This window comes from Pseudomonas sp. KB-10 (genome assembly GCF_018221585.1).
Lineage (GTDB): Bacteria > Pseudomonadota > Gammaproteobacteria > Pseudomonadales > Pseudomonadaceae > Aquipseudomonas > Aquipseudomonas yangonensis.
In genome coordinates this window covers 274,058-298,604 of the sequence record NZ_QYYB01000005.1, presented here as the reverse complement: position 1 = coordinate 298,604, position 24,547 = coordinate 274,058, and the positions used below count along the sequence as shown (strand labels likewise).

Annotated in this window: 22 protein-coding genes; 5 read left to right on the top strand and 17 right to left on the bottom strand. The window is 65.3% G+C overall.

What is annotated here, in order from left to right:
• Positions 1-183: 183 nt before the first annotated feature.
• On the top strand, positions 184-846 hold the full coding sequence (locus tag DXK50_RS16105) for an endonuclease (RefSeq protein WP_212631009.1): 663 nt from the start codon (positions 184-186) through the stop codon (positions 844-846).
• Positions 847-930: 84 nt separating this feature from the next.
• Here the strand turns inward: DXK50_RS16105 and hutC are convergent, their stop codons facing one another.
• The 6 genes from hutC to hutI form a co-directional block, all read right to left on the bottom strand.
• Entirely contained in the window at positions 931-1,644 is a 714-nt protein-coding gene (hutC, locus tag DXK50_RS16100; RefSeq protein WP_212631008.1) for a histidine utilization repressor, read from the bottom strand.
• Positions 1,645-1,871: 227 nt separating this feature from the next.
• Positions 1,872-3,407, bottom strand: a complete 1,536-nt coding sequence (hutH, locus tag DXK50_RS16095; RefSeq protein WP_212631007.1) for a histidine ammonia-lyase — start codon at positions 3,405-3,407, stop codon at positions 1,872-1,874.
• 116 nt (positions 3,408-3,523) lie between these two features.
• Positions 3,524-5,185 (bottom strand): urocanate hydratase, encoded by a 1,662-nt coding sequence (hutU, locus tag DXK50_RS16090; protein WP_212631006.1) that lies wholly within the window; start codon positions 5,183-5,185, stop codon positions 3,524-3,526.
• Positions 5,186-5,224: 39 nt separating this feature from the next.
• Positions 5,225-6,550, bottom strand: a complete 1,326-nt coding sequence (locus tag DXK50_RS16085) for a YjiH family protein (protein ID WP_212631005.1) — start codon at positions 6,548-6,550, stop codon at positions 5,225-5,227.
• A gap of 91 nt (positions 6,551-6,641) precedes the next feature.
• On the bottom strand, positions 6,642-7,577 hold the full coding sequence (hutG, locus tag DXK50_RS16080) for a formimidoylglutamase (RefSeq protein ID WP_212631004.1): 936 nt from the start codon (positions 7,575-7,577) through the stop codon (positions 6,642-6,644).
• On the bottom strand, positions 7,567-8,784 hold the full coding sequence (gene hutI / locus DXK50_RS16075; RefSeq protein ID WP_212631003.1) for an imidazolonepropionase: 1,218 nt from the start codon (positions 8,782-8,784) through the stop codon (positions 7,567-7,569). The genes hutG and hutI overlap by 11 nt, the downstream gene beginning before the upstream one ends.
• Positions 8,785-9,005: 221 nt before the next feature.
• Between hutI and DXK50_RS16070 the strand changes: the two genes are divergently transcribed.
• The 4 genes from DXK50_RS16070 to DXK50_RS16055 all read left to right on the top strand — a co-directional run bounded on the left by DXK50_RS16070 (position 9,006) and on the right by DXK50_RS16055 (position 12,030).
• A complete protein-coding gene (locus tag DXK50_RS16070) occupies positions 9,006-9,608 on the top strand; it encodes a HutD/Ves family protein (RefSeq protein WP_212631002.1) in 603 nt (200 codons plus the stop codon).
• Between the two features lie 67 nt (positions 9,609-9,675).
• Positions 9,676-10,836, top strand: coding sequence for a Na/Pi symporter (locus DXK50_RS16065; protein ID WP_161865997.1), 1,161 nt, complete (start codon positions 9,676-9,678; stop codon positions 10,834-10,836).
• Between the two features lie 19 nt (positions 10,837-10,855).
• Positions 10,856-11,083 (top strand): hypothetical protein, encoded by a 228-nt coding sequence (locus DXK50_RS16060; protein WP_161865998.1) that lies wholly within the window; start codon positions 10,856-10,858, stop codon positions 11,081-11,083.
• Between the two features lie 5 nt (positions 11,084-11,088).
• Positions 11,089-12,030, top strand: a complete 942-nt coding sequence (locus DXK50_RS16055) for a PstS family phosphate ABC transporter substrate-binding protein (protein ID WP_212631001.1) — start codon at positions 11,089-11,091, stop codon at positions 12,028-12,030.
• Between the two features lie 62 nt (positions 12,031-12,092).
• Here DXK50_RS16055 and ppk2 read toward each other — a convergent pair whose 3' ends face one another.
• From ppk2 to bioB, 11 genes are all read right to left on the bottom strand, one after another.
• Complete coding sequence (gene ppk2, locus DXK50_RS16050) at positions 12,093-13,022, bottom strand: polyphosphate kinase 2 (RefSeq protein ID WP_161866000.1); 930 nt, start codon at positions 13,020-13,022, stop codon at positions 12,093-12,095.
• Between the two features lie 353 nt (positions 13,023-13,375).
• Positions 13,376-15,154: an acyl-CoA dehydrogenase C-terminal domain-containing protein gene (locus DXK50_RS16045; protein ID WP_212631000.1), complete on the bottom strand. Its 1,779-nt coding sequence runs from the start codon at positions 15,152-15,154 to the stop codon at positions 13,376-13,378.
• Between the two features lie 173 nt (positions 15,155-15,327).
• On the bottom strand, positions 15,328-16,647 hold the full coding sequence (locus DXK50_RS16040) for a GGDEF domain-containing protein (protein WP_249186891.1): 1,320 nt from the start codon (positions 16,645-16,647) through the stop codon (positions 15,328-15,330).
• Positions 16,648-16,762: 115 nt separating this feature from the next.
• Complete coding sequence (locus tag DXK50_RS16035) at positions 16,763-18,568, bottom strand: phenylacyl-CoA dehydrogenase (protein ID WP_212630999.1); 1,806 nt, start codon at positions 18,566-18,568, stop codon at positions 16,763-16,765.
• A gap of 168 nt (positions 18,569-18,736) precedes the next feature.
• A complete protein-coding gene (locus DXK50_RS16030; RefSeq protein ID WP_212630998.1) occupies positions 18,737-19,474 on the bottom strand; it encodes a putative metalloprotease CJM1_0395 family protein in 738 nt (245 codons plus the stop codon).
• A gap of 48 nt (positions 19,475-19,522) precedes the next feature.
• A complete protein-coding gene (locus DXK50_RS16025; RefSeq protein ID WP_212630997.1) occupies positions 19,523-19,822 on the bottom strand; it encodes a hypothetical protein in 300 nt (99 codons plus the stop codon).
• A gap of 99 nt (positions 19,823-19,921) precedes the next feature.
• Positions 19,922-20,608, bottom strand: a complete 687-nt coding sequence (bioD, locus tag DXK50_RS16020; protein WP_212630996.1) for a dethiobiotin synthase — start codon at positions 20,606-20,608, stop codon at positions 19,922-19,924.
• Between the two features lie 71 nt (positions 20,609-20,679).
• Positions 20,680-21,519: a malonyl-ACP O-methyltransferase BioC gene (gene bioC / locus DXK50_RS16015; protein ID WP_212630995.1), complete on the bottom strand. Its 840-nt coding sequence runs from the start codon at positions 21,517-21,519 to the stop codon at positions 20,680-20,682.
• Positions 21,512-22,234 carry an alpha/beta fold hydrolase gene (locus tag DXK50_RS16010; protein ID WP_212630994.1) on the bottom strand — a complete coding sequence of 241 codons (723 nt, stop codon included), beginning with the start codon at positions 22,232-22,234 and terminating at the stop codon, positions 21,512-21,514. The genes bioC and DXK50_RS16010 overlap by 8 nt, the downstream gene beginning before the upstream one ends.
• A complete protein-coding gene (gene bioF / locus DXK50_RS16005) occupies positions 22,227-23,396 on the bottom strand; it encodes an 8-amino-7-oxononanoate synthase (RefSeq protein WP_212630993.1) in 1,170 nt (389 codons plus the stop codon). Before bioF ends, DXK50_RS16010 begins: the two co-directional genes overlap by 8 nt.
• A gap of 88 nt (positions 23,397-23,484) precedes the next feature.
• Positions 23,485-24,543, bottom strand: a complete 1,059-nt coding sequence (gene bioB, locus DXK50_RS16000; protein ID WP_161866008.1) for a biotin synthase BioB — start codon at positions 24,541-24,543, stop codon at positions 23,485-23,487.
• Positions 24,544-24,547 lie beyond the last annotated feature (4 nt).

Here is a 24,547-nt window from a genome sequence, read left to right as displayed (position 1 = left end):
AGCCATGGCTTACAAAAATTGCTCGCTAGCGCTCGTGAGCCGATGCCCACTGGCGCTTGCCCTGAGCCATCCCAAGTTGGGTAACGCATCTGTCGATGTTTTTTGTGACGCACGTCTTGCTAGACTCCATCTTGTCCTACAAAAACAAAAGACCCCGTCAACGGCGGTCACTGGGGCTTGAGTATGCGCGCAGTCACTCTGCTTCTCGGTTGCCTGGCAACCTCCTGCATGAGCACCTTTTCCCTGGCTAGCGGCCAGACCCAGCTGGGTGACGTCAAGCAGGCCATCGAACAGGCGTTCTGGCAGAACCTCTATGGCAACGGAGGCAGCACGCTGTATTGCGCTCAGACCTTCGCCCGCGAAAGCAGCACATTGACCGCCAGCCCGATTTACAGCAGCAAACAGCTCAAGAGCGCGATGCGCTGCGTCACCGATCGCCAGTGCACCATCATGAATCCGCGCTACCCCTATATCGTCGCCGACCTGCACAACTACTACCCGGCGCTGACCCGCGTGGAGCTGGTGCGGCGTAACGCCCAGTTCGCCGACCTGGCCGGAGATGTGCCGAGCAAGTTTGCCGATATCGGCTGCGACCTGAAGGCCAGCTATCAGCTGGTGGAGCCGCGTGACGAAGCCAAGGGCAATATCGCCCGGGCGATCTTCTACATGCATGTCGAGTACGGCCTACCCATCGTCGGCCTGGTGCCGATGTACAAGGCCTGGCACCGCATGGACCCGCCCGATGCGGAAGAAAAGGCGCGCAACGACAGGATCGAAGTGCTGCAGGGCACGCGTAATCGCTTTATCGACGATCCGTCGCTGGTGGATCAGCTGATCAGCGACTGATTTCGGTCACTGTGGGAGGGGCTTTAGCCGCGACGAAACAACTGCGGATCGCCGGCAAGCCGGCTCCTACGCTTTGTGCAAAGCCTAGGCTCTGCGCTTGTGCAGCGAGCGCAGCTTGTAGCGATCGCCGGGGTGGATCAGCCGCGCGTAGCTGATCAGGTGATCGTCCGACCAGGTACGGCGGATCACGCTCAGGCAGGGCATGGCCGGGTCGATCTGCAGCAGCTCGGCGATACGCGCATCCACCAGCACCGCTTCGACCACGTGCTCGACATCCGAGATCGGGCAGCTGGCGACCAGCACCTCGTTGGGCGTCACCTGGGTGAAGTCGCTCTGCAGGTAATGCGGCACCCAGCGCGGGTTGACGAAGCGGTCCTCGAGCTGGATCGGCAGGCCGTCCTGCAGGTGCACGAGGATGCTGTGGAACACCTCGGCGCCCAGACGCAGGCCCAGGCGCAGGGCCACCTCGTCATCGGCGGCGATGGCCTCGCAGCGCACCACCTCGTTGCTGTATTGGTGACCGCGACCGCGCACTTCGCTGGCGATATTCATCACCTCATGCAGCGGCGACTCGGCCTTGCGGTCGGTGACGAAGGTGCCGAGGCCGGCCTGGCGCACCAGATAGCCCTTCTGCACCAGGTTCTGGATCGCCTTGTTGGCGGTCATGCGGCTGACGGCGAAATCCCGCGCCAGCTGCTCCTCGGGCGGAATCTGGTGATTGACCGGATAGGCACCGCCGTGAATGCGCTCGAGAAGAAAATCCTCGATGGCCTTGTAGCGCGGGGTGGGACTGGTCACGGCTGCTCCTTGGGTATGCCCGGTGCGCGGATGATACATCAGCCATACGAGTGATCTCGCAGGAGCCCCGCCTCGGGGCGAAAGCGGTCGCAACCACTCAGCAGGACCTGCGGCATAACCACCATTCGCCGCGGGGCGCGACTCCTACATGAAGACCGTAGCCCGGATGAAATCCGGGGCCTCATATCAAAGCCCCGGATTGCATCCGGGCTACGCTACCGCCGTTCTCAGCCCACCGACGGCAGCATGCCGGCCGGCAGCAGCGGCGTCAGCACGCGCTCGGCCAGCAGTTCGTCGGCGGCGGCGATGTCCGGGGCGAAGAAGCGGTCCTCGACGTAGTACGGCACCTTGGCACGCAACGTCTGGCGCGCCTGCTCCAGCGCCGGCGTGCTCTTCAGGCCTTCACGGAAGTCCAGGCCCTGGCAGGCGCCCAGCCATTCCACGGCGAGGATGCCGCGGGTGTTGGCGGCCATTTCCCACAGGCGCTTGCCGGCGCCGGGTGCCATGGACACGTGGTCTTCCTGGTTGGCCGAGGTGGGCAGGCTGTCGACGCTGTGCGGGTGGGACAGCGCCTTGTTGTCGCTGGCCAAGGCTGCCGCCGTCACCTGGGCGATCATGAAGCCGGAGTTGACCCCGCCATTGGCCACCAGGAACGGCGGCAGCTGCGACATGTGCTTGTCCATCATCAGCGAGATGCGCCGTTCGGACAGCGAGCCGATCTCGGCGATGGCCAGGGCGATATTGTCGGCGGCCATGGCCACCGGCTCGGCGTGGAAGTTGCCACCGGAAATCACCTCGCCTTCGGCGGCGAACACCAGCGGGTTGTCCGACACGGCGTTGGCCTCGATGCCGAGCACCTCGGCAGCCTGGCGCAGCTGGGTCAGGCAGGCGCCCATGACCTGCGGCTGGCAGCGCAGCGAGTACGGGTCCTGCACCTTGTCGCAGGCCGCGTGGGAACGGCCGATCTCGCTGCTGTCAGCCAGCAGGTGACGGAAGGCCGCAGCCGCGTCGATCTGCCCGCGCTGACCACGGGCGGCATGGATGCGTGCATCGAAGGGCGAGCGCGAACCCAGCAGCGCCTCGACGCTGAGCGCGCCGCAGACACTGGCGGCGGCGTACAGGTCCTCGGCCTCGAACAGCCCGCGCAGGGCGTAAGCGGTGGACACCTGAGTGCCGTTGAGCAGGGCCAGGCCCTCCTTGGCGGCCAGGGTCATCGGCTCCAGGCCGGCGACGGCCAGCGCCTCGGTGGCCAGCAGCCATTCACCCTTGTAGCGCGCCTGGCTTTCACCGAGCAGCACCAGCGACATATGCGCCAGCGGCGCCAGGTCGCCGGAGGCGCCGACCGAGCCTTTGAGCGGAATGTGCGGGTAGACCTCGGCGTTGACCAGGGCGATCAGCGCGTCGATCACCTTGCGGCGGATGCCGGAGAAGCCGCGCGCCAGGCTGTTGATCTTGAGCAGCATGATCAGCCGGACCATGGCATCGCTCAGCGGCTCGCCGATACCGGCGGCATGCGACAGCACCAGCGAGCGCTGCAGCTTTTCCAGATCGGCATTGGCGATGCGGGTCGAGGCCAGCAGACCGAAACCGGTGTTGATGCCGTAGGCGGTGCGGCCCTCGGCGATGATCTGGTTGACGCAGGCGACGCTGGCGTCGATGGCCTGGTGGGCGCTGGCGTCCAGGGTCAGGTGCACGGGCGCCTGGTAGGCGGCGCGCAGGTCGGCCAGGGTCAGCTGGCCGGGTTTCAGGTTCAGGGTGTTCATGTTCTGTTCTTCCACGGGTGAGATCGCGCCTGGCGAAGCAGAGCCGAATAATGGCTGAAGTCGCGGTACGTGCAGTGATTGATGCGCCGGCCCATCGGGCCGGCGGCGAACGTGTCTTAACCGATCATCGGCAGGTTCAGGCCTTGCTCCTTGGCGCAGTCGATGGCGATCTGGTAACCGGCATCGGCGTGACGCATCACGCCGGTGCCCGGGTCGTTGGTCAGCACGCGGGCGATGCGCGCGGCGGCTTCGTCGGTGCCATCGCAGACGATGACCATACCCGAATGCTGGGAGAAACCCATGCCCACGCCACCACCGTGGTGCAGCGACACCCAGGTGGCGCCGCTGGCGGTATTGAGCAGGGCGTTGAGCAGCGGCCAGTCGGACACGGCATCGGAGCCGTCCTGCATGGCCTCGGTCTCACGGTTGGGGCTGGAGACCGAGCCGCTGTCCAGGTGGTCGCGGCCGATCACCACCGGCGCGCTCAGCTCACCCGAACGCACCATTTCGTTGAAGGCCAGACCGAGCCTGGCGCGCTGGCCCAGGCCGACCCAGCAGATACGCGCCGGCAGGCCCTGGAAGCTGATGCGCTCGCGGGCCATGTCCAGCCAGCGGTGCAGGTGGGCGTCGTCGGGGATCAGTTCCTTGACCTTGGCGTCGGTCTTGTAGATGTCCTCGGGGTTGCCGGACAGCGCCGCCCAGCGGAACGGGCCGATGCCGCGGCAGAACAGCGGGCGGATATAGGCCGGGACGAAACCGGGGACGTCGAAGGCGTTGGCCACGCCCTCCTCTTTCGCCATCTGGCGGATGTTGTTGCCGTAGTCGAAGGTCGGCACGCCCATCTTCTGGAAGTCGAGCATGGCCTGCACATGCACGGCCATGGACTGCTTGGCGGCCTTGACCACGCCAGCCGGATCGGTGGCTGCGCGATCCTTGTATTCGGCCCAGGTCCAGCCGATCGGCAGGTAGCCGTTGAGCGGGTCGTGGGCGCTGGTCTGGTCGGTGACCATGTCCGGGCGCACGCCACGCTTGACCAGTTCCGGCAGGATCTCGGCGGCGTTGCCCAGCAGGGCGATGGAGATCGCCTTGCCTTCAGCGGTGTACTTGGCGATGCGCGCCAGGGCGTCGTCCAGATCGCTGGCCTGCTCGTCGACGTAACGGCTGCGCAGGCGGAAATCGATGCTGGTCTGCTGGCATTCGATGTTCAGCGAGCAGGCGCCGGCCAGGGTGGCGGCCAGCGGCTGGGCGCCGCCCATGCCGCCCAGGCCGGCGGTCAGCACCCAGCGGCCCTTGAGGTCACCGCCGTAGTGCTGGCGACCGGCTTCGACGAAGGTCTCGTAGGTGCCCTGGACGATGCCTTGGCTGCCGATGTAGATCCAGCTGCCGGCGGTCATCTGGCCGTACATGGCCAGGCCCTTGGCGTCCAGCTCGTTGAAGTGCTCCCAGCTCGCCCAGTGCGGCACCAGGTTGGAGTTGGCGATCAGCACGCGCGGCGCGTTGGCGTGGGTCTTGAACACGCCGACCGGCTTGCCGGACTGCACCAGCAGGGTCTCGTCGTCGTTCAGCTCCTTGAGGGTCTCGACGATCTTGTCGTAGCACTCCCAATTGCGCGCGGCGCGGCCGATGCCGCCGTACACCACCAGTTCCTTGGGGTTTTCGGCCACGTCCGGGTCGAGGTTGTTCATCAGCATGCGCAGCGGCGCTTCGGTCAGCCAGCTCTTGGCGGTGAGCGTGTTGCCGCGCGGGGCGCGGATTTCGGTGTCGCGGAACTTGGTCATGTTGCGGGCTCCTGTGGAGAACGAGTTAAGGGTGGGCGGTCAGAGCCAGCCCAGAAATTGCGCGAGATAGGCCAGGGGGATGGCCAGCAGCAGGCTGAGCAGGGTGCGCTGCAGCCAGATCAGCAGCAGGTGGCCCAGGCTCAGGGGAATCCGCGTGGCCAGCACGCAGGGAATCGAGGCGGAGAGAAACAGCACGCTGCTGACCGAGACGATGGCGGTGACGAACTTCACCAGCACGTCGGCGTCCTTGAGCAGCATGGCCGGCAGGAACATCTCGGCCAGGCCCGAAGACAGGGCGCGGGCCACCTGCATCGGCTCATCCAGGCCGAACAGCCAGGTCAGCGGATAGAGCAGCAGGCCGAGGGCATCGAACAGCGGGGTGTATTGAGCCGCGAGCAGACCGAGCAGGCCGACGGCGAGGATGCTCGGCAGAATCGCCGCGGTCATGCGCAGGCCATCGAGGAAGGTCTCGCGCAGCGCCATCGGCAGCGAAGGCGCCATGCTGGCCTGCTGAAGGCCGGCACGCCAGGCGCTGGCCAGTCGGCTTTCGCCGCTTTGCAGCGGCGCTTCCGGGATGGATTCGGACGGCAGCCGCGACAGCGGATAGATGCGCGCGCTGATCGCGGTGACGCTGAAGGTCACCGCCATGGCGCTCCAGAAATACAAGTTCCACTGCCCCATCAGGCCCAGGGTCTTGGCGATGATCACCATGAACGGCGCCGACACGGTGGAGAAACCGGTGGCGATGATCGCCGCCTCGCGCAGGCTGTAGTGGCCCTGGCGGTACATGCGGTCGGTGATCAGCAGGCCCACCGAGTAGCTGCCGACGAAGGAGGCCACGGCATCGATGGCCGACTTGCCCGGCGTGCGCCAGATCGGCCGCATCACCGGCTGCATCAGCACGCCGATCAGCTCCAGCAGGCCGAAGCCGATCAGAAACACCAGGGCCAGCGAGCCCAGCGGCACGATCAGCGCCAGGCTGAGTACCAGCTTGTCGAACAGAAACGGCAGCATGCCCGGCTGATACAGTGCCTGCGGGCCGAGCTGCAGCAGGTAGGCGACACCGATCAGCAGCCCGAACACCTTGAGCACGCTGAACACGCCGTGGGTGCGACTGCGTCGCCAGCTGCCGTCAAGCCAGGGGGCAACGGCGCCGTAGAGCATGAACAGCAGCGCCAGGCCGATCACCAGAGGTCGCGCATGCAGCTGCAGGGCGCTGGCGGCGTGGTCGAGGAGGATGGTCGAACGCCCGCCGATCTCGAACGGCACGAAGAACAGCAGCAGGCCGATCAGGCTGTACCCCAGCAGACGGGCCAGCGCACGCGGGCGCGACACGCCGGCGCTCAACGGCAGGGACTCAGACATGGCGCGGCTCCTGGCCGCGGCGGCGGGCGGTGGTGAACATCGTGGTTTCCTCGTAGTTGTTGTTGTGCGGGAAAGCGCCGGGCTTGCCTGCTCAGAGGCTGAGCAGATGAATCAGCCGCGCCGCCACCTTGGCGGTGCGGTTGTCGATGTCGTAGTCGGGGTTGATCTCGGCCAGGTCGGCCAGGCGCAGCTTGCCGCTGGCCTTGAGCCGTTCGATCAGCGGCTCGAGCAGCTCCAGGCGCACGCCGCGCGCGGCCGGGGCGCTGACGCCGGGCGCCTCGCAGGCCGGCAGCACGTCGATGTCGATGGTCAGGTAGAGCGCGTCGCAACCGGCGGCGAAGGCGTCCAGCTCGGCGCCGATGGCTTCCAGGGTGGCCTCGCGAATCTCGCGGTCCTCGCGCACCAGCACGTTCAGCTCGGCGGCGCGAGAAAACAGCGCGCGGGTGTTGCTGGCGCGACTGACGCCCAGGCAGGCGTAGCGAAACGGCCAGCCGCGCGCGGCGCACTGCTCGGCGATCTGGGCGAAGGGGGTGCCGGAGGAATGCACATGAGCCGGATCGCGCAGGTCGAAATGGGCGTCGAAATTGACGATGCCGATCTTGGGAGCCGGGTTGCCGGACAGGTGCTCGGCCAGACCGGACCAGCTGCCGAAGGCCACCTCGTGGCCGCCGCCGATCACCAGCGGCAGGTGGCCGGCATCCAGCAGCGCACAGACGTTTTGGCCAAGACGCGCCTGGGCGGCTTCCAGATCACCGTCTTCGCAGGTCACGTCACCGGCGTCATAGGCCGGCGCCTGGCGATGCCAGGCGAGATTGGCCAGCGCCTTGCGCACGCTTTGCGGCGCGCCAGCGGCGCCGACACGGCCATGGTTGCGGCGCACACCCTCGTCGCAAGCGAAGCCGAGCAGGGCCAGGCCCGGCTCGCTGGCTTCGCTGAGCGCGCGGATGCGCTGGTGCCAGCGCGCGCTGTCGGCTTCGGGATCGGTGCGGCCGGTCCAGGCGCTTATGCAATGACGGTCAGCGTGCATAAACCACTTCTCCCTTGAAAACGCGCTGGCGCAGGCGCCCGGCCTGCACTGCGTAGGCCAGTTCGGCCGGCTGCTGGATATCCCACAGGCACAGATCGGCAGGCGCGCCGACGGCGATGCGGCCGAGTTCGGGCAGACCGAGGGCACGGGCGCCGTGGGCGGTCATGCCGGCCAGGGCTTCGCGCGGGGTGAGGCGAAACAGGGTGCAGGCCAGGTTGGCCATCAGCGTGGGCATGCAGATCGGCGAGGTGCCGGGGTTGGCGTCGCTAGCCACGGCCATCGGCACACCGTACTGGCGCAGCAGCTCGATGGGCGGCAGCTGGGTTTCGCGCAGCACATGGAAGGCGCCGGGCAGCAGCACGGCGACTGTGCCCGCCTCGGCCATGGCGCGCACGCCGGCTTCATCCAGGTATTCGATATGGTCGGCGGACAGCGCACCGTAACGCGCGGCCAGGGCGCTGCCGCCCAGATTGGACAGCTGCTCGGCATGCGCCTTGATCGCCAGACCATGGGCCCTGGCCGCCTGATAGATGCGCTCGCACTGCGCAGGCGAGAAGCCGATGCCTTCGCAGAACACGTCCACCGCATCGGCCAGGCCTTCGGCGGCCGCCGCCGGGATCATCTCGTCGCAGACCAGGCTCACGTAGTCGTCGGCGCGGCCGGCATATTCCGGTGGCAGTGCGTGAGCGCCGAGCAGGGTGGTGACAACCCGCACCGGGCGCAGCTGGCCAAGGCGGCGTGCCACGCGCAGCATTTTCAGCTCATCTTCGACGGTCAGGCCGTAACCGGACTTGATCTCCACCGTGGTCACGCCATCGGCCAGCAGCGCATCGAGGCGCGGCAGGCTGGCGGCGATCAGCTCGTCTTCGCTGGCCGCACGAGTCGCGCGCACGCTGCTGAGGATGCCGCCGCCGGCGCGGGCGATTTCTTCGTAGCTCGCCCCTTCCAGGCGCTGCTCGAACTCGTCGGCACGGTTGCCGGCGTAGACCAGGTGGGTGTGGCAATCGACCAGGCCGGGAGTCAGCACCCCGCCGCGGCCGGCGCAGGCGGCGCCCTGGGCCTGCGCCTCGTTGAACTCGCGCGCCGGCCACAGACCGACGATGCGGCCGTCCTCGACCAGCACGTTCATTGCCTCGTCCAGCTGCGCCAGGCCGTCAAAGACCTGCACATCGCGCCATAGCTGCTTCGAAGATGATTGCGTGGGCATGGGATTCCCCTTGCTTGTTTTGTATATACAATATGAGCGCATCGACTGGGCGTCAACCCGTGACTTACGGGGCGCGCCCGTGACGCAGCGACGCTCACGACCTGCACATCAAGCGAACCGCGCCATAAACGCTTTCGCTAGCCTTATAGAGACCCTGTTCTGCTGTCGCCGATGGACACCGTTGGTCGGCGCACTTCATGTATATACATTTGGAGATTTTCATGTCCTGCACCCTGCTCGATCTCGCCAGCGCACGGGTCATGCCCTGGAAGAACGGCGGCGGCGAGACCCTGGAACTGGCCATTGCGCCCGCGGGCGCCGGGCTGGAGCATTTCCAATGGCGCATCAGCAGCGCTCGGGTCGGCGCGGCGGGGCCGTTCTCGACCTTTGCCGGCGTCGATCGCAGTCTGGCGCTGTTAAGTGGCGCTGGGTTGCGCCTGCAACGTGGTGACGGTCGGGCCGAGGTGCTGTATACCGGCGGCGCAGTGGTGCACTTCGCCGGCGAGGAGGCGATAACCGCGGCGCTGGTGGACGGCCCGGTCAGCGACCTCAACCTGATGACCCGACGCGGCGCCTGGCGCCATCGGGTCGCCCCGCTGCCACTGCATGGGCGCCAGGACGTGGAGAACGATGCCGAACTGATGCTGGTCTGGTGCCAGACCGGTGCGGGCATCGAGTGCCGGCTGGCGGACGGGGAAGAACACAGTCTGGCAGGCGGCCAGGGATTGCTGATGGAAAGCCGGCCCGGCTCAATTGCCCTGCATGCACAGCAGCCAGCGCTGCTGTATCTGGCGTGGATGCAGCGCGAGACCGGTGGTAGCTGAGCGGTCATCAAATCTTAACCCGGGGTCGCCAGCATCGAGCCATTCGCTGCCGAGGGAGAAATGGCTCATGACCACCAATGCCGACGCGCTGACAGTACAGCCTTCGCTACCCGCCACGCGCCAGTGGCTTTCCTGGTTGCTGGTGGTCGCGCTGATCTACCTGTTGCTGGCTGGTGTCGGCGCCATTGGCGATGGCTTCAAGGCCGCCACTGGCAACAACGCCCGTGAGCTGTTCGCCTTCGCCACCAACCCGCTGGTCGGCCTGATGATCGGCCTGGTGGCCACCGCGCTGATACAGAGCTCAAGCACAGTCACCTCGATCATCGTCGGCATGGTCGCCGGCGGTTTGCCGATTCCCATCGCCATTCCACTGATCATGGGCGCCAATATCGGCACCTCGCTGACCAGCACCATCGTCAGCCTCGGCCACATCCGCAGCGGCGAAGAATTCCGGCGCGCGTTTTCTGCTGCGACCGTGCATGACGCCTTCAACATCACTGCGGTGACCATACTGTTACCGCTTGAGCTGCTGTTTCAGCCGTTGCAGCGCATGTCAGAAGCACTCGCCGGCCTGCTGGTCAGCGACGCCAGCCTCGACATGAAGAGCGTCAACTTCATGAAAACCCTGCTGTCGCCTGCCTCCGATCTGCTTGGCGCGAGCGTCAGCTGGCTGCCCGGGGCGATGTGGAGCGGCGTCGCGCTGATCCTCATCGGCGTGGCGATGATCCTGTTCGTGGTCACGGCCATCGGCAAGGTGCTGCGCAAGGTGATGGTCGGTCGTGCCAAGGACATCATGCACGCCAGCGTCGGTCGCGGCCCGCTCTCAGGCATCGCCTCGGGTACCGTAATCACGGTACTGGTGCAGTCTTCATCGACCACCACGGCGTTGATCGTGCCACTGGCCGGCAGCGGCGTGTTCAGTCTCAAGCAGGTCTACCCCTTCACCCTTGGCACCAATATCGGCACCTGCGTAACCGCACTGCTGGCAGCCACCGCGATCACCGGCCCGACTGCGGAAGTGGCCATGCAGATCGCCCTGGTGCACCTGCTGTTCAATCTGCTGGGCATCCTGATCATCTATGCCCTGCCGTTGCTGCGCGGCGTGCCGCCGATGATTGCCGAGGGCCTGGCCACCCTGGCACAACGCAGCAAACTCTACGTGGCCGCCTATATCGTCGGGCTGTTCTTCGCCCTGCCCCTGCTGCTGATCGGTATCACCCAGCTCTGAGCCGTGCCAAGGAGTCGCCATGAAACACCAACGCAACCGCCAGGAAACTCAGCAGCGCATCCACGAACTGCGCGAGACCCTCAATGACCTCGAAGCGCAATTGGCGGGGATGGAAGTGCAGGAAAAGGCCCAGCACGAACAGATCGAGCAACTCGACGATTACATCGATGCCGTCGACACCAAGCTCAGCAGCCTGCAACTGTTCTGGAACTCGCTGAAACAGGAATGGCGCAAGCCCAGGGGGTGATTCCCATGACGACCCATTTCTCTCTCGGCAAGGGGCTGGCCGCCGGCATTGCAGCCACCCTGCTCGCCGCCTGTGAGCAGGCGCCATCGACAACTTCAGACGCAGCCGAGCTGCGCGTCGACGGCTCCAGCACGGTGTTTCCGCTGACCCGCGAGGCCGTTCGGCGCTTCGAGCGCGGTGCGCTGAGTGGTCAGATCGAAGTGAAGTTCTCCGGTACGGCGGCAGGCTTTCGACGCTTCTGCGCCGCAGAGACCGACATCAGCAACGCCTCGCGGGAAATCAACGCCGAGGAACTGGCCCAGTGCCAGGCCAATGGCGTCGAGTTTCGGGTCGTGCCGCTGGCAATGGACGCCATCGCCGTGGTGGTCAACCCGGCCAACACCTGGGTCGACGAGATAAGTGTCGATGAGCTGAAGAAGCTCTGGTCGCCGGGCGCCGAGAACACGTTCAACACTTGGCGTGATCTGCGTGAGGGCTGGCCGAACGAGCCCATAGTGCTCTTCGGCCGCGGCCAGGATTCCGGCACCTACGACATCTTCACCCAGTCCGTCGTCGGCACAACCCACAGCAGCCGCCAGGATTATCAGGCCAGCGAGGATGAAGAGTTTCTCGCCAATGCCATCGCCGCCGAGCCAAACGCCCTCGGCTTCTTCGGCATAGGCGCCTACCACCGGCACTGGGACGAACTGAAACTGGTGGCGGTGGACGCCGGTCACGGAGCGGTGTTTCCCACTCTGGAGACCGTCGCGCAGGATCGCTACCAGCCACTGACCCGGCCGCTGTTTCTGTACGTCAGCCAACGCAGCCTGGCGGAAAAGCCCATGCTGGGACGCTTTCTCAGCCACTACCTCGACGGCCTGCCTGGCTGGATTCATTTCACCGGCTATATGCCGCTGGCGCGCGACAGTTATCGCAACAGCATGCAGGCGCTGGGCAAGGCGCCATAAAGCTCACGACACGGGGCGCTGCGTGCGCGGCGCCCCCATGCTGTGCCCCAGGCAGCCCACCATCAGTAGAGCGACGGCACCAACATGGTGTCCGGCACCGGCATACGCAGATAGTCCGGGTTGTAAACCCGCGTCGGTAGCTGCACCTGGGCGCGCGGCACCGTCTGGTAAGGGATCTGGCTGAGCAGGTGAGCGATGCAGTTGAGTCGCGCGCGCTTCTTGTCATCAGCCTCCACGACCCACCAGGGCGCCTCTTCGATATGGGTGCGCTCGAGCATCACTTCCTTGGCCTGGGTGTAGGCCTCCCAGCGGCGCCGCGACTCCAGGTCCATCGGGCTCAGCTTCCACTGCTTGAGCGGGTCGTGGATACGCGCCAGAAAACGGCGGTTCTGCTCGTTATCGGTGATGGAGAACCAGTACTTGATCAGCAGAATGCCCGAACGCACCAGCATGCGTTCGAACTCCGGCACCGAGCGGAAGAACTCCTCGTACTCGGCATCGCTGCAAAAGCCCATGACTTTCTCCACACCTGCGCGGTTGTACCAGCTGCGGTCGAACAGCACCATTTCTCCGGCCGCCGGCAGGTGCGACACGTAACGCTGGAAGTACCACTGGGTGCGCTCACGATCATTCGGTGCCGGCAGCGCCGCGACCCGGCAGACACGGGGGTTGAGACGCTGGGTGACACGCTTGATGACCCCGCCCTTGCCGGCGGCGTCGCGCCCTTCGAACAGCACCACGACCTTGAGCTGGTTGTGCACGACCCAGTCCTGCAGCTTGACCAGTTCACCCTGCAGGCGCAGCAGTTCGGAAAAATACTCGCGACGCGACAGATCGCTGGTCATCGGCCCGCCGTGGTCCGCCCGCGCGACGAGATCATCCAGGCGTGCATCGTCCAGTTCCATCTCCAGCTCTTCGTCGAGGCTGTCCTGGAATTCGGCCTGCAGCAACTGCTCGTAGGCCTGTAACGAACTGTGCATCTGATCGGTCATGACGGTTCCTCGCTGACGTGATTGCCCGACTGGGTCGCCCCAGGCTAGCGAGCGGCAATGACAGGGGAGTGACCGGCATAACCCGCCACGTAGGGAGCGCCGCGCGCACCAAGGGCCTTAAGCGGCGGTCGAGCGCGATCAGTCCCCCCGCCCCTCTGCGGAAAGCGTTGGGGCGGGCCGCGTTCGACGAGCAGACTGGTGGCGTTTTCGGCCCTCTCCTCCAGCCTCTCCCATAAACGGGAGAGTGCGCTCCACCTTAATGCGCAGCACTAGGCACACAGGCGTCCTTGCAGAGGTCCAGAACGCAAAAGCCCCGGCACTATGGCCGGGGCTTTCGGTGGTGCCGGAGGCGCTTAGAACTGCGCGGCGTCGAGCAGATACAGCGACTCGCTGCCTGCCTTGACCGATGCACTCAGCGAATGAATGCGCGGCAGCAGACGGGCGAAGTAGAAGCGCGCAGTGCCCAGCTTGCTGGCGTAGAACTCGTCCTGTGCCTGCTTGCCCAGCGCGGCGCGAGCCATCAAGGCCCACATATAGGCATAGGCGGTGTAGCCGAAGGCCTGCAGGTACTCGACCGACGCCGCACCGATTTCATTGGGATTGCTCTTGGCGCGATCCAGTACCCAGGCGGTCAGCTCATCGAGGTTCTGCACGGCCGCGGCCAGTGGCTTGGTGAACTCGGCGAGGCTGGCATCGGCCGAAGCGACGAAGGCCTTGATCTCGTCGGCGAAGTGCTTGTAGTAGCTGCCACCGCTGCCGACGATCTTGCGTCCCATCAGGTCCAGCGACTGGATGCCGTTGGTGCCTTCGTAGATCTGGGTGATGCGGCAGTCGCGCACCAGCTGCTCCTGGCCCCACTCGCGAATGAAGCCGTGGCCGCCGAAGATCTGCTGGCCATGCACGGTGGTTTCCAGCGCCATGTCGGTGAGGAAGGCCTTGGCCACCGGCGTCAGCAGCGCCACCAGTTCGTCGGCACGCTTGGCGGCTTCCCTGTCCTCGCTGTACTTGGCGGTATCGAGCTGCATGGCGACGTAGCTGGAGAAGGCGCGACCGCCCTCGTTCAACGCCTTCATGGTCAGCAGCATGCGGCGCACGTCCGGATGCACGATGATCGGGTCGGCGGCCTTGTCCTTGGCGACCGGGCCGGTCGGTGCACGGCTCTGGATGCGCTCGCGGGCGTATTCGATAGCGCTCTGGTAGCTGCGCTCGCCCAGGGACAGGCCCTGGATGCCGACGCCCAGGCGCTCGTAGTTCATCATGGTGAACATCGCCGCCAGGCCCTTGTTCACTTCGCCGATCAGGTAGCCGGTGGCACCGTCGAAGTTCATTACGCAGGTGGCCGAGGCCTTGATGCCCATCTTGTGCTCGATGGAGCCGCAACCCAGAGCGTTCTTCTCGCCCAGCGAGCCGTCGGCGTTCACCATGATCTTCGGCACCAGGAACAGCGAAATGCCTTTCGGCCCGGCCGGTGCATCGGGCAGCTTGGCCAGCACCAGATGGATGATGTTCTCGGTCAGGTCGTGCTCGCCGCCGGTGATGAAAATCTTGGTGCCGCTGATCTTGTAGCTGCCATCGGCCTGCGGTTCCGCCTTAGTGCGGATGATGCCGAGGTCGGTGCCGGCATGCGGCTCGGTCAGGCACATGGAGCCGGCCCAGCGGCCTTCGTACATGTTCGGCAGATACTGCGCCTTCAGGTCTTCGCTGGCGTGGTTGAGGATCGACAGGCAGGCGCCGGAGGTCAGCATCGGGTACAGGCCGAAGGACAGGCTGGCCGAGTTGACCATCTCCTCGACCTGCGCGCCGATCACCTTGGGCATGCCCATGCCGCCGAACTCGGGCGAACCGCCGACGCCGACCCAGCCGCCTTCGGCGTAGGTGCGGTAGGCCTCGGGGAAACCGGCCGGGGTTTTCACCACGCCATTGTCCCAGGAGCAGCCTTCCTCGTCGCCGCTGCGGTTCAGCGGGGCGATGCTGCCCGCGGTGACCTTGCCGGCCTCTTCGAGAATGGCATTGGCGGTTTCTTTATCCACCACCTCGGCCAGGGCCGGCAGCTCGGCCCAGAGCTTGGAGACTTCGAATACTTCATTGAGCACGAAGCGCATGTCGCGCAGGGGGGCTTTGTAATCGGCCATGACACATCCTCGGAAAACGGACTTACGTGAGAGGGCCGAGTTTACTTGAACAACTTTACAGACACATAGGGTCGTGTTGTGACCAACAATTCACAATCAGTCAGCAACTATCTGATCTGGAAAACACTCACCCGGGCGCCGCAAAGCCTTGTAACCATTCGTCTGCAAGCGACTCAATCTCGGCCTGGCGTCAGCCTCACGGCACCCCGCCGCTGCCCCGCGCTGCGGATGCAATTGCGCCCGGCCGCCTTGGCGCTATAGAGGGCCTTGTCCGCTTCCTTGATCACTTCCTGCGGGTTGCGCTGCTCGCTCTGGCGCTCGGCCACGCCCATGCTGACGGTCACCGACACCTCGCTAGCGGCCTTGCCGGCACGACGCTGCTTGCCCTCACGGTCATCGCGAGGACGGCTCTGCTTGTCACGCAACTGCATGCGGTACTGCTCGATGGCCAGGCGCACTGCTTCCATATGTGGCAAACATTGATCCAGGGTCTTGCCCGGGAACAGCAGGGTGAATTCCTCGCCACCGTAGCGATAGGCCTTGCCGCCACCACCGACCTTGCGCAACTGGCTGGCCACCAGACGCAGCACCTGATCGCCGACATCGTGACCGTGGGTGTCGTTGAATTTCTTGAAGTGGTCGACGTCGACCATGGCGATCACGTAGTCACGCCCCAGGCGTTGCAGTCGCTCGTTGAGCGCGCGCCGGCCGGGCAGCCCGGTCAGCTCGTCGCGAAAGGCCATCTGGTAGGCCTCGTGCGCCACGGCGGCCACCAGCATGAGCATCACCATGCTGATCATCACCTGCAGCGCGTTGGCCAGGATGAATACCTGCGGCAGCATCCACAGCAGGCCGAACAGCCCCACCAGTTGCGCCGCATGCAGCGGACGCGGGCGGCGCAGGTACTGCGCCAGCAAGGCGATGAATGCCAGCAGGAACGCCAGGTAGAACAGTTGCGCGAGGTTCATCCAGGCGCCGTGCAGCGATGGCCAGTGAATCTGCGCCAGCCAGTCGGCAATACCCTGCGGATAACGACGCGCGAGCCCGACGGCCACCGCGCTGGCCGCGAGCAGCACGAGGGAGCGGGCGAAGATGTCCTGCAGCAGATGCGAACGCTCCTCCCAGCAGCCGTAGAGGGCATAAAGCAGGGGCAATAGCAGGCAGATCAGGTGAAATACCAGTGCAGCGTCGTCGCGCACCTGGCCGCTGTCACGAAAGTGATCGACCTGGGTATCCAGCAGGAAATAGCTGACATACAGCGCCAGCAGCAGAAACACTTCACGCTGACGGCCGTAGACCAGGCAGAAGGCGCCGCCAAGGAGCAACAGCAGGGTCGGCAACACATTGAACAGGGAAATGAAGAACTCGCTCAATACCGGCAAGCGTGCAGCCACCAGCGCGCCGACCAGCAGGGGCAGCGAGGAGAAGAAGTGACTGAGGCGCAGACTGGCCGGACGAATCACGCTGGCATCCCGGACGATAGGTGAAGGCATTTTGCCTGCTTCGCCCCTTGAAAACAGCGACAGGATGCGACATTTGCTTCAATGCACGGCGCGAAAATGACAACGCCGCCCCGAGGGGCGGCGTTGTGGTTCAAGCAATCAGAACTTAGAAGCCGAGCGCGAAGTGCTCTTCTTCCATGTCCATCAGGTTGCTGGCGCCGGACAGCATGGCTTCGACGTGCGTGCGGGTGCGCGGCAGGATGCGTGCGAAGTAGAAGCGCGCGGTCTGCAGCTTGGCCTTGTAGAAGGCCTCGTCGCCAGTACCGGCAGCCAGCTTCTCGGCGGCCAGGCGCGCCATGTCGGCCCAGAAGTAGGCCAGGCAGGCGTAACCGGAGTACATCAGGTAATCCACGGAGGCGGCACCGACTTCCTCGCGATCCTTCATCGCCGCCATGCCGATCTTCATGGTGATGTCGCCCCACTCCTTGTTCAGCTTGGCCAGCGGCTCGATGAACTCCTTGACGGAGTCGTTGCCTTCGTTGGCCTGGCAGAACTTGTGCACGATCTTGGTGAAGTTCTTCAGGGCGCCGCCCTGAGTCATCAGCACCTTGCGGCCCAGCAGGTCCAGCGCCTGAACGCCGGTGGTGCCTTCGTACATCATGGAGATGCGGCAGTCGCGCAGGTTCTGCTCCATGCCCCACTCGCTGATGAAGCCGTGGCCACCGTAGATCTGCATGCCGTGGGAAGCGGCCTCGAAGCCCACTTCGGTCATGAATGCCTTGGCGATCGGAGTCAGGAAGGCCAGCAGCTCATCGGCGACCTTCTTCTCTTCTTCGTTCTCGCTGTGCTGAACGATGTCCACCTGCTTGGCGGTGAAGTAGACCATGGCGCGGTTGCCCTCGGCGAACGCCTTCATGGTCAGCAGCATGCGACGCACGTCCGGATGCACGATGATCGGGTCAGCGGCTTTTTCCGGCGCCTTCGGGCCAGTCAGCGAACGCATCTGCAGACGCTCGCGGGCGTACTTGATGCCACCCTGGAAGCCGACTTCGGCGTGGGCCAGGCCTTGCAGCGCGGTACCCAGACGAGCGGTGTTCATGAAGGTGAACATGCAGTTCAGGCCCTTGTTGGCCGGGCCGATCAGGAAGCCGGTAGCGCCGTCGAAGTTCATCACGCAGGTGGCGTTGCCGTGGATGCCCATCTTGTGCTCGATGGAGCCACAGGAAACGGCGTTGCGCTCGCCTACGCCGCCTTCGGCATTGGGCAGGAACTTCGGCACGATGAACAGCGAGATACCCTTGGTACCGGCCGGCGCATCGGGCAGACGGGCCAGAACGATATGGACGATGTTGTCGGCCATGTCGTGCTCACCAGCGGAAATGAAGATCTTGGTGCCGGTGACCTTGTAGCTGCCGTCGGCCTGCGGTTCGGCCTTGGTGCGTAGCATGCCCAGGTCGGTGCCGCAATGCGGCTCGGTCAGGCACATGGTGCCGGTCCACTCGCCGGAAACCAGCTTGGTCAGGTAGGTGTGCTTCTGCTCGTCGGTGCCGTGAGCGCTCAGGGTGTTCATGGCGCCGTGGGAGAGGCCCGGGTACATGCCCCAGGACCAGTTGGCCGAACCGACCATCTCGCTGATGGCCAGGCCGAGGGATTCCGGCAGGCCCTGGCCGCCGTGCTCGACGTCATGGGCCAGGCTCGGCCAGCCGCCTTCGACGAACTGCTGATAAGCCTCTTTGAAGCCGGTCGGGGTCTTCACGCCGGATTCGCTCCAGGTGCAGCCCTCGGTGTCACCCACACGGTTCAGCGGAGCCAGAACCTGCTCGCAGAACTTGGCGCCTTCTTCGAGGATGGCGTCGACCATGTCCGGAGTGGCGTCCTGACAGCCTGGCAGGCTCTGGTAATGAGCTTCATAGCCCAGCAGCTCGTCACGAACGAAACGAATGTCACGCAAGGGGGCCTTGTAGTCAGGCATAACGGTAAACCTCTGCGGTGGATTCCTAGTAGTTGGGGTGACCGTCTTGGCGGTCGCTCTCGGGATCACTCCCGGCTGCCTCGCACGCGGCTGCGGCCAAAGCAATCAAACAGGCGTTTGAAACATACGTTTACGCCAACCCCTTGTCAAGCGCTGCCAATCGGCCCACTAGCCGACCAGATCGATGCGCGGCTCCGGCGCTGGCAATTCACCCAGACGCCGATACAGATCAAGATTAGGCGCTGGCGCCAGAGCCTGCTGCGAGGGCTCGGCTGTCGACTCATCAGCCTGCCTGGCTTCGGCACCCGCCTTGCGCTGCTCGACGGCGTCGCTAGCCTCTTGGCGCCGCAGCTCGGCGAGTTCGACGCGTGCCTGCGCCGCCTGCGCCTGAGCCAGCGCGGCAACACGCAAGTCCTGCGGGGAAGGTTCGATGGGCGCGAGCGCTGCGCGCAGGACGATTTCCATCTTGCGCAGCGTCGCTTCGGGGTCGTTGGGAACGGGGGCGGTGTCGATGCTGACTTCACCGGACACGGCATAGCGCTGCCCGTCAGGGCCGCGCTTGAAGCTGTAGGTGGGCGCACCGGCGTACTGCCCGCCTACGGCAGCGTGCGCCTGCTCATGAGTGCGCACCTCGCGGTCACGCTGCACCAGCTCGGCGATTTCCAGCTCCTGCTGGCGCTGCTCCTGGGGAGTGAGCTTTGGTTCGCCTGGGCGAGTCGGTGAGCTGGCGTCGCGATCAGCCTCTTCCCGCCCGGAAGCAGCTGAATCGGCCTGCTGCTCCTGTGGCGCGACGACAGGCGCCTGGTCGGCACGAGCGATGTCGACAGACACATCGGGCGACAGCGGCCTGGCCGGACTGACGGAAGGTGCGGAAATGAATGCTGGCAGGCTGTTGCCGATCTGCATGAACGCCCTCCTGCCCCGCTACCGGCTGCGCTCGCAGCCGGGTACTACTCAGGCACGGGTATCGATCAGCGTGCCCAGCACCTCGTCGGCCGTGTCGACGACACGTGCATTGGCGCGGACTTCGTTCTCACCGACGCGCAGCGCCACAAGGCTTTCGGTCAGATCGGGACGGTTACGCTCGGAAACCTGCGTGCTCGGGTTGACCTGATTCTGCGGCGGCGTCTGCGTGGCCTGCTGCGAGGGATTGACGGTGTTGCTGGCGATATCAGCGGCTGCCTGCTCGACACGGCGTTGCCCGGCCTGAATACCGTTCAAACCCGAATTGAATGCATTGGCGGAGATTTGCATCGGCAGCCCCCTGGGGGATGTAGAACCTAATGGCCAGTATTGAAGCAGAAATCGGCTAAAAAACGTACAGACAAAAAGCTATGATCGCGTTGCTGTTTATTACCAGCCAGGAAGCCGCTGCAGATCGAGGTACGCCGAGACCGCATCGGCACTGGCGTTCTCGAGCCGCGGCACATGCCCCAGGCATGGGACAGACAAGCGCTCGGCGAGGGTCGCCAGGTTGTCCTCCAGCCGCGATGTCTGCGGCTCGACGATATTGGCCACCCAGCCCGCCAGTTGCAGACCATCGCGGGCAATGGCTTCGGCGCTCAGCACGGCGTGGTTGATACAGCCCAGACGCACGCCGACCACCAGAATCACCGGCAACCCCAGCGCGATGGCCAGATCCGAGAGCGTTTGCTCGCCAGCCAGCGGCACGCGCCAGCCCCCCGCCCCCTCGACCAGGGAAAAATCGGCGCCCTTGTCCAGAATGTCGCGTACGGGCTGATAGAGGCTGGCGACATCCAGTTCGACGCCAACTTCGCGTGCCGCCAGGTGCGGTGCGATGGCCGGCTCGAAGGCCAGCGGGTTGACCTCCTCATAGCGCAGCGGCAGCGAACACTGCGCCAGCAACGCCAGCGCGTCGTCATTGCGCAGCCCCTGCACCGTGCTCACGCAACCGGAAGCCACCGGCTTGGCCGCCGCCGTGCTCAGACCATGCAGGCGCGCCGCATGCAGCAGTCCGGCGGCGATGGTGGTCTTGCCGACCTCCGTATCGGTGCCGGTGACGAAATAAGCCTGGGCCATCTGATCCCCCGTAGCAGCGAGCTCTGCTCGCGAAGCTTGTCTGTTACCTGATTGTCACGCGAGGTTCGCGTCTATGAAGGCTTCCGCAGCACGCCGTATACGACCTGATAGGTCGCCGGCAGCCCCTGCGGCTGGCGAAAGCGCTCGTAGGCCTCGATCAGCGCGCGAATGCGCGAACGCCCGGTCAAGCCACCCGGCCGCCCCGGATTGAGATTGTGCGCGCCGAGATCCCTGAGCGAGCCGGTCAGGCTGCGCAGATCGGGGAAATGCAGCACCTCGGCCTGGCGTTGCAGGGTCAGCGACTGCAAACCACTGGCGGCGCACATCTGCTGGTAATCCTCGAAGCGCCGAAAGCGATTGACGTGGACGAAGCCATCGACCGCCAGCCAACTGTCGCGCAGCTCCTGCAGGGTACCCACGCACAGGCTGGAAAAAGCCAGCACACCACCAGGGCGCAACACGCGCTGCGCCTCGCTCTGCACCCGCGGGAAATCGCCGCACCATTGCAGCGCCAGACTGGAGAACAGCAGATCGACACTGGCGTCCTGCAGAGGCAGCGCCTCGGCATCGCCGGCAACGAAATACGCAGCGCCGCCCTGTGGCCTGGCATGACGCAGCATGCCTTCGGCGATATCCAAGGCCAGCCCCTCGGCAGCGCCGAAGCGTTCGGCCAACGCCCGGGTGAAATGGCCGGTGCCGCTGCCCAGATCCAGCCAGCGGCGAGGCTGCAGCTCCGCCGGCAAGCGCGCCAGCAACTGGGCGCCGACGCTGCGCTGCAATTCGGCGACGGCATCGTAGCTGGCCGCCGCACGGGAAAAGGACGCAGCCACCTGACGCTTGTCCGGCAGAGCGCAAGTGGCGCTGTGCGCGCCGGGTGACTCGCGCAGTGGGCGCGCGCAATGTTCAGACATCGCAGGCCTCGCGGATGAATTCGAGCATCAAGGTCGCCAGCGCATCCGCCTGCTCGAGCACGAAGGCATGGCCGCAGTCTTCCAGCACATCCACCTCGCCGCCAGGCAAAAGCGCCAGCAGGTCATCGGCGACGGCGGCGGGCACCAGGGCGTCCTGCTCGGCCAGCAGATGCAGTTGCGGGCCGGCGTACCCGGCCAGCGCCGCGCGGTTGTCCAGACTGGCCAGCAGGCGCAGCCCGGCCAGCAGAGCAAGCTCGTCGCCAACTCCGAGCTTGCCTTGCAGCTGGCGTGAAAGCCGTCGTGTATCGGCGCCCCCCTGCGCGCAGAGCATGACGAAACGCTTGAGAGTAGCGCCGGCGTCATCCTGACAACCCTTATAGAAGGCGGCGTAGGTTGGCGCCGGCATCGCCGCCTGCCAGGTGTCGCCGACGACGAAACAGGCATTGCTGGCCAGGGTGATCAGCCCACGGCAGCGCTCGCCGCGCCGTGCCGCCAGGGCCGTGGCGAGCATGCCGCCAAGCGACCAGCCGGCCAGCCAGCAATCTTGTGGCAGGCGCGTATCCAGTTCGTCGAGCCAGTCGGCGGCGGCTGCACTGGCTAACCGCGGCAAGGCCGGCAGCTGCACGTTCAGGTCATATCCCAGCGCGTCCGCCAGTGGTTGCAGTACAGCACTATCCAGGCCCCAGCCCGGCAAAAGAACCAGCGTCTCACGCATCGCTTTGCACCTGCGGCCAACATTCGGCTAGCGCTGCAAGCAGCAGATCGAGCTGCGCCTCGCTATGCGCGGCGGACAGGGTCACGCGCAGCCGCGCGCTGCCCGCCGGTACGGTCGGCGGGCGGATGGCGCCAACCAGCAGGCCGCGATCCCTGAGCAACGCTGACAGTTTCAGCGCGCGGGCACTGTCGCCGACCAGGATCGGCTGAATCGGCGTCGGGCTGTCCATCAGGCTCAGGCCGATCTCGGCGGCGCCCTGACGAAAACGCCCGATCAAGCGCTGCAAATGTTCGCGGCGCCAGTGCTCACTGCGCAGCAGCTCCAGGCTTTTCAGCGTGGCACAGGCCACCGCCGGCGGCTGGCTGGTGGTGTAGATGTAGGGGCGGGCGAACTGGATCAGGGTCTCGATCAGCTCCTCGCTGCCGGCAACGAAGGCACCGGCGGTACCGAAGGCCTTGCCCAGGGTGCCGACCAGCACCTGCACATCATCCTGGCCCAGGCCGAATTGCTCGACGATGCCGCCGCCGGTGGCGCCCAGCGGGCCGAAACCATGGGCATCGTCGACCATCATCCAGGCCCGGGCCGCACGCGCCTCGGCGCACAGTGCAGGCAGATCGGCCAGGTCGCCGTCCATGCTGAAAACACCGTCAGTGACCACCAGGCAGTCGCCGCTGGCCTTGTGCAGACGACTGGCCAGGCTTGCCGCATCGTTGTGCAGGTAGCGCGAGAATCGCGCGCCCGAGAGCAGGCCGGCGTCGAGCAGCGAGGCATGATTGAGGCGATCTTCCAGCACGCTATCGCCCTGCCCCACCAGCGCGGTGACCACAGCCAGATTGGCCATGTAGCCGGTGGAGAACAGCAGCGCCCGGGGCCGGCCGGTGAATGCGGCCAGTGCCTCTTCCAGTTCGTGGTGCGGCGTGCTGTGACCGATCACCAGATGCGAAGCGCCGCCGCCAACGCCCCATTTTTCAGCGCCCTGCTGCAGCGCGCGAATGATCTCGGGATGATTGGCCAGGCCGAGGTAATCGTTGGAGCAGAAGGCCAACAGTTGCTCACCGTCCACCTCGACCTGCGGCCCCTGCGGGCTCTGCAGCAACGGGCGCTGGCGAAACAGGTCGGCGGCCTGGCGCTCGGCCAGGCGCTTAGCAAGATCGAAACTCATGCACGTTTCCCGTAGGAGCGAGCGTCGCGAGCGAAAAGCCAGGACAGGGTGTCATTCGCGAGCAGAGCTCGCTCCTCCATAAAAGGAATCAGGCCGAAGCGGCGTTGTAGAACAGCCTGGAGTCACGCTGCTCGACCAGCGCCTGCTCGATGGCGGCCTGATGCACCTCGTCGGCGTGCTCTTCACGCTCTTCCGGCTTGATACCGAGGCGCTTGAACAGCGCCATGTCCTTGTCCGCCTGCGGGTTGGCGGTGGTCAGCAGCTTCTCGCCGTAGAAGATCGAGTTTGCGCCAGCCATGAAGGCCAGCGCCTGCATCTGCTCGTTCATCTGCTCGCGGCCGGCGGACAGGCGTACATGGGATTTCGGCATCATGATGCGCGCCACGGCCAGGGTGCGGATGAAGTCGAAGGGGTCGACGTCCTTCTCCTCGGCCAATGGCGTGCCCTTGACCTTGACCAGCATGTTGATCGGCACGCTCTCCGGATGCTCCGGCAGGTTGGCCAGCTGGATCAACAGCCCCGCGCGATCATCCACCGACTCGCCCATACCGAGGATGCCGCCGGAGCAGATCTTCATCCCCGCCTCGCGCACGTAGGCCAGGGTCTGCAGGCGCTCACCGTAGGTGCGGGTGGTGATGATGTTGCCGTAGAACTCCGGCGAGGTGTCGAGGTTGTGGTTGTAGTAATCCAGCCCGGCTTCGGCCAATGCCTGGGTCTGCTCCTGGTCGAGGCGGCCGAGGGTCATGCAGGTTTCCAGGCCGAGCTTCTTCACGCCTTTGACCATTTCCAGCACGTAGGGCATATCCTTGGCCGACGGATGCTTCCACGCTGCGCCCATGCAGAAACGGGTGGAGCCGATGGCCTTGGCCTCGGCGGCAGCCTCCAGCACCTTCTGCACTTCCATCAGCTTTTCCTTGTCCAGGCCGGTGTTGTAGTGGCCGGACTGCGGACAGTACTTGCAGTCTTCCGGGCAGGCGCCGGTCTTGATCGACAGCAGCGTCGAGACCTGCACGCGGTTGGGGTCGAAGTGCTGACGATGGACGCTCTGCGCCTGGAACAGCAGGTCGTTGAAAGGCTGCTCGAACAAGGCGCGAACCTCGGCGAGGCTCCAGTCGTGACGGGTGGTGGTTTCAGCGGTTGCGCTCATCAGA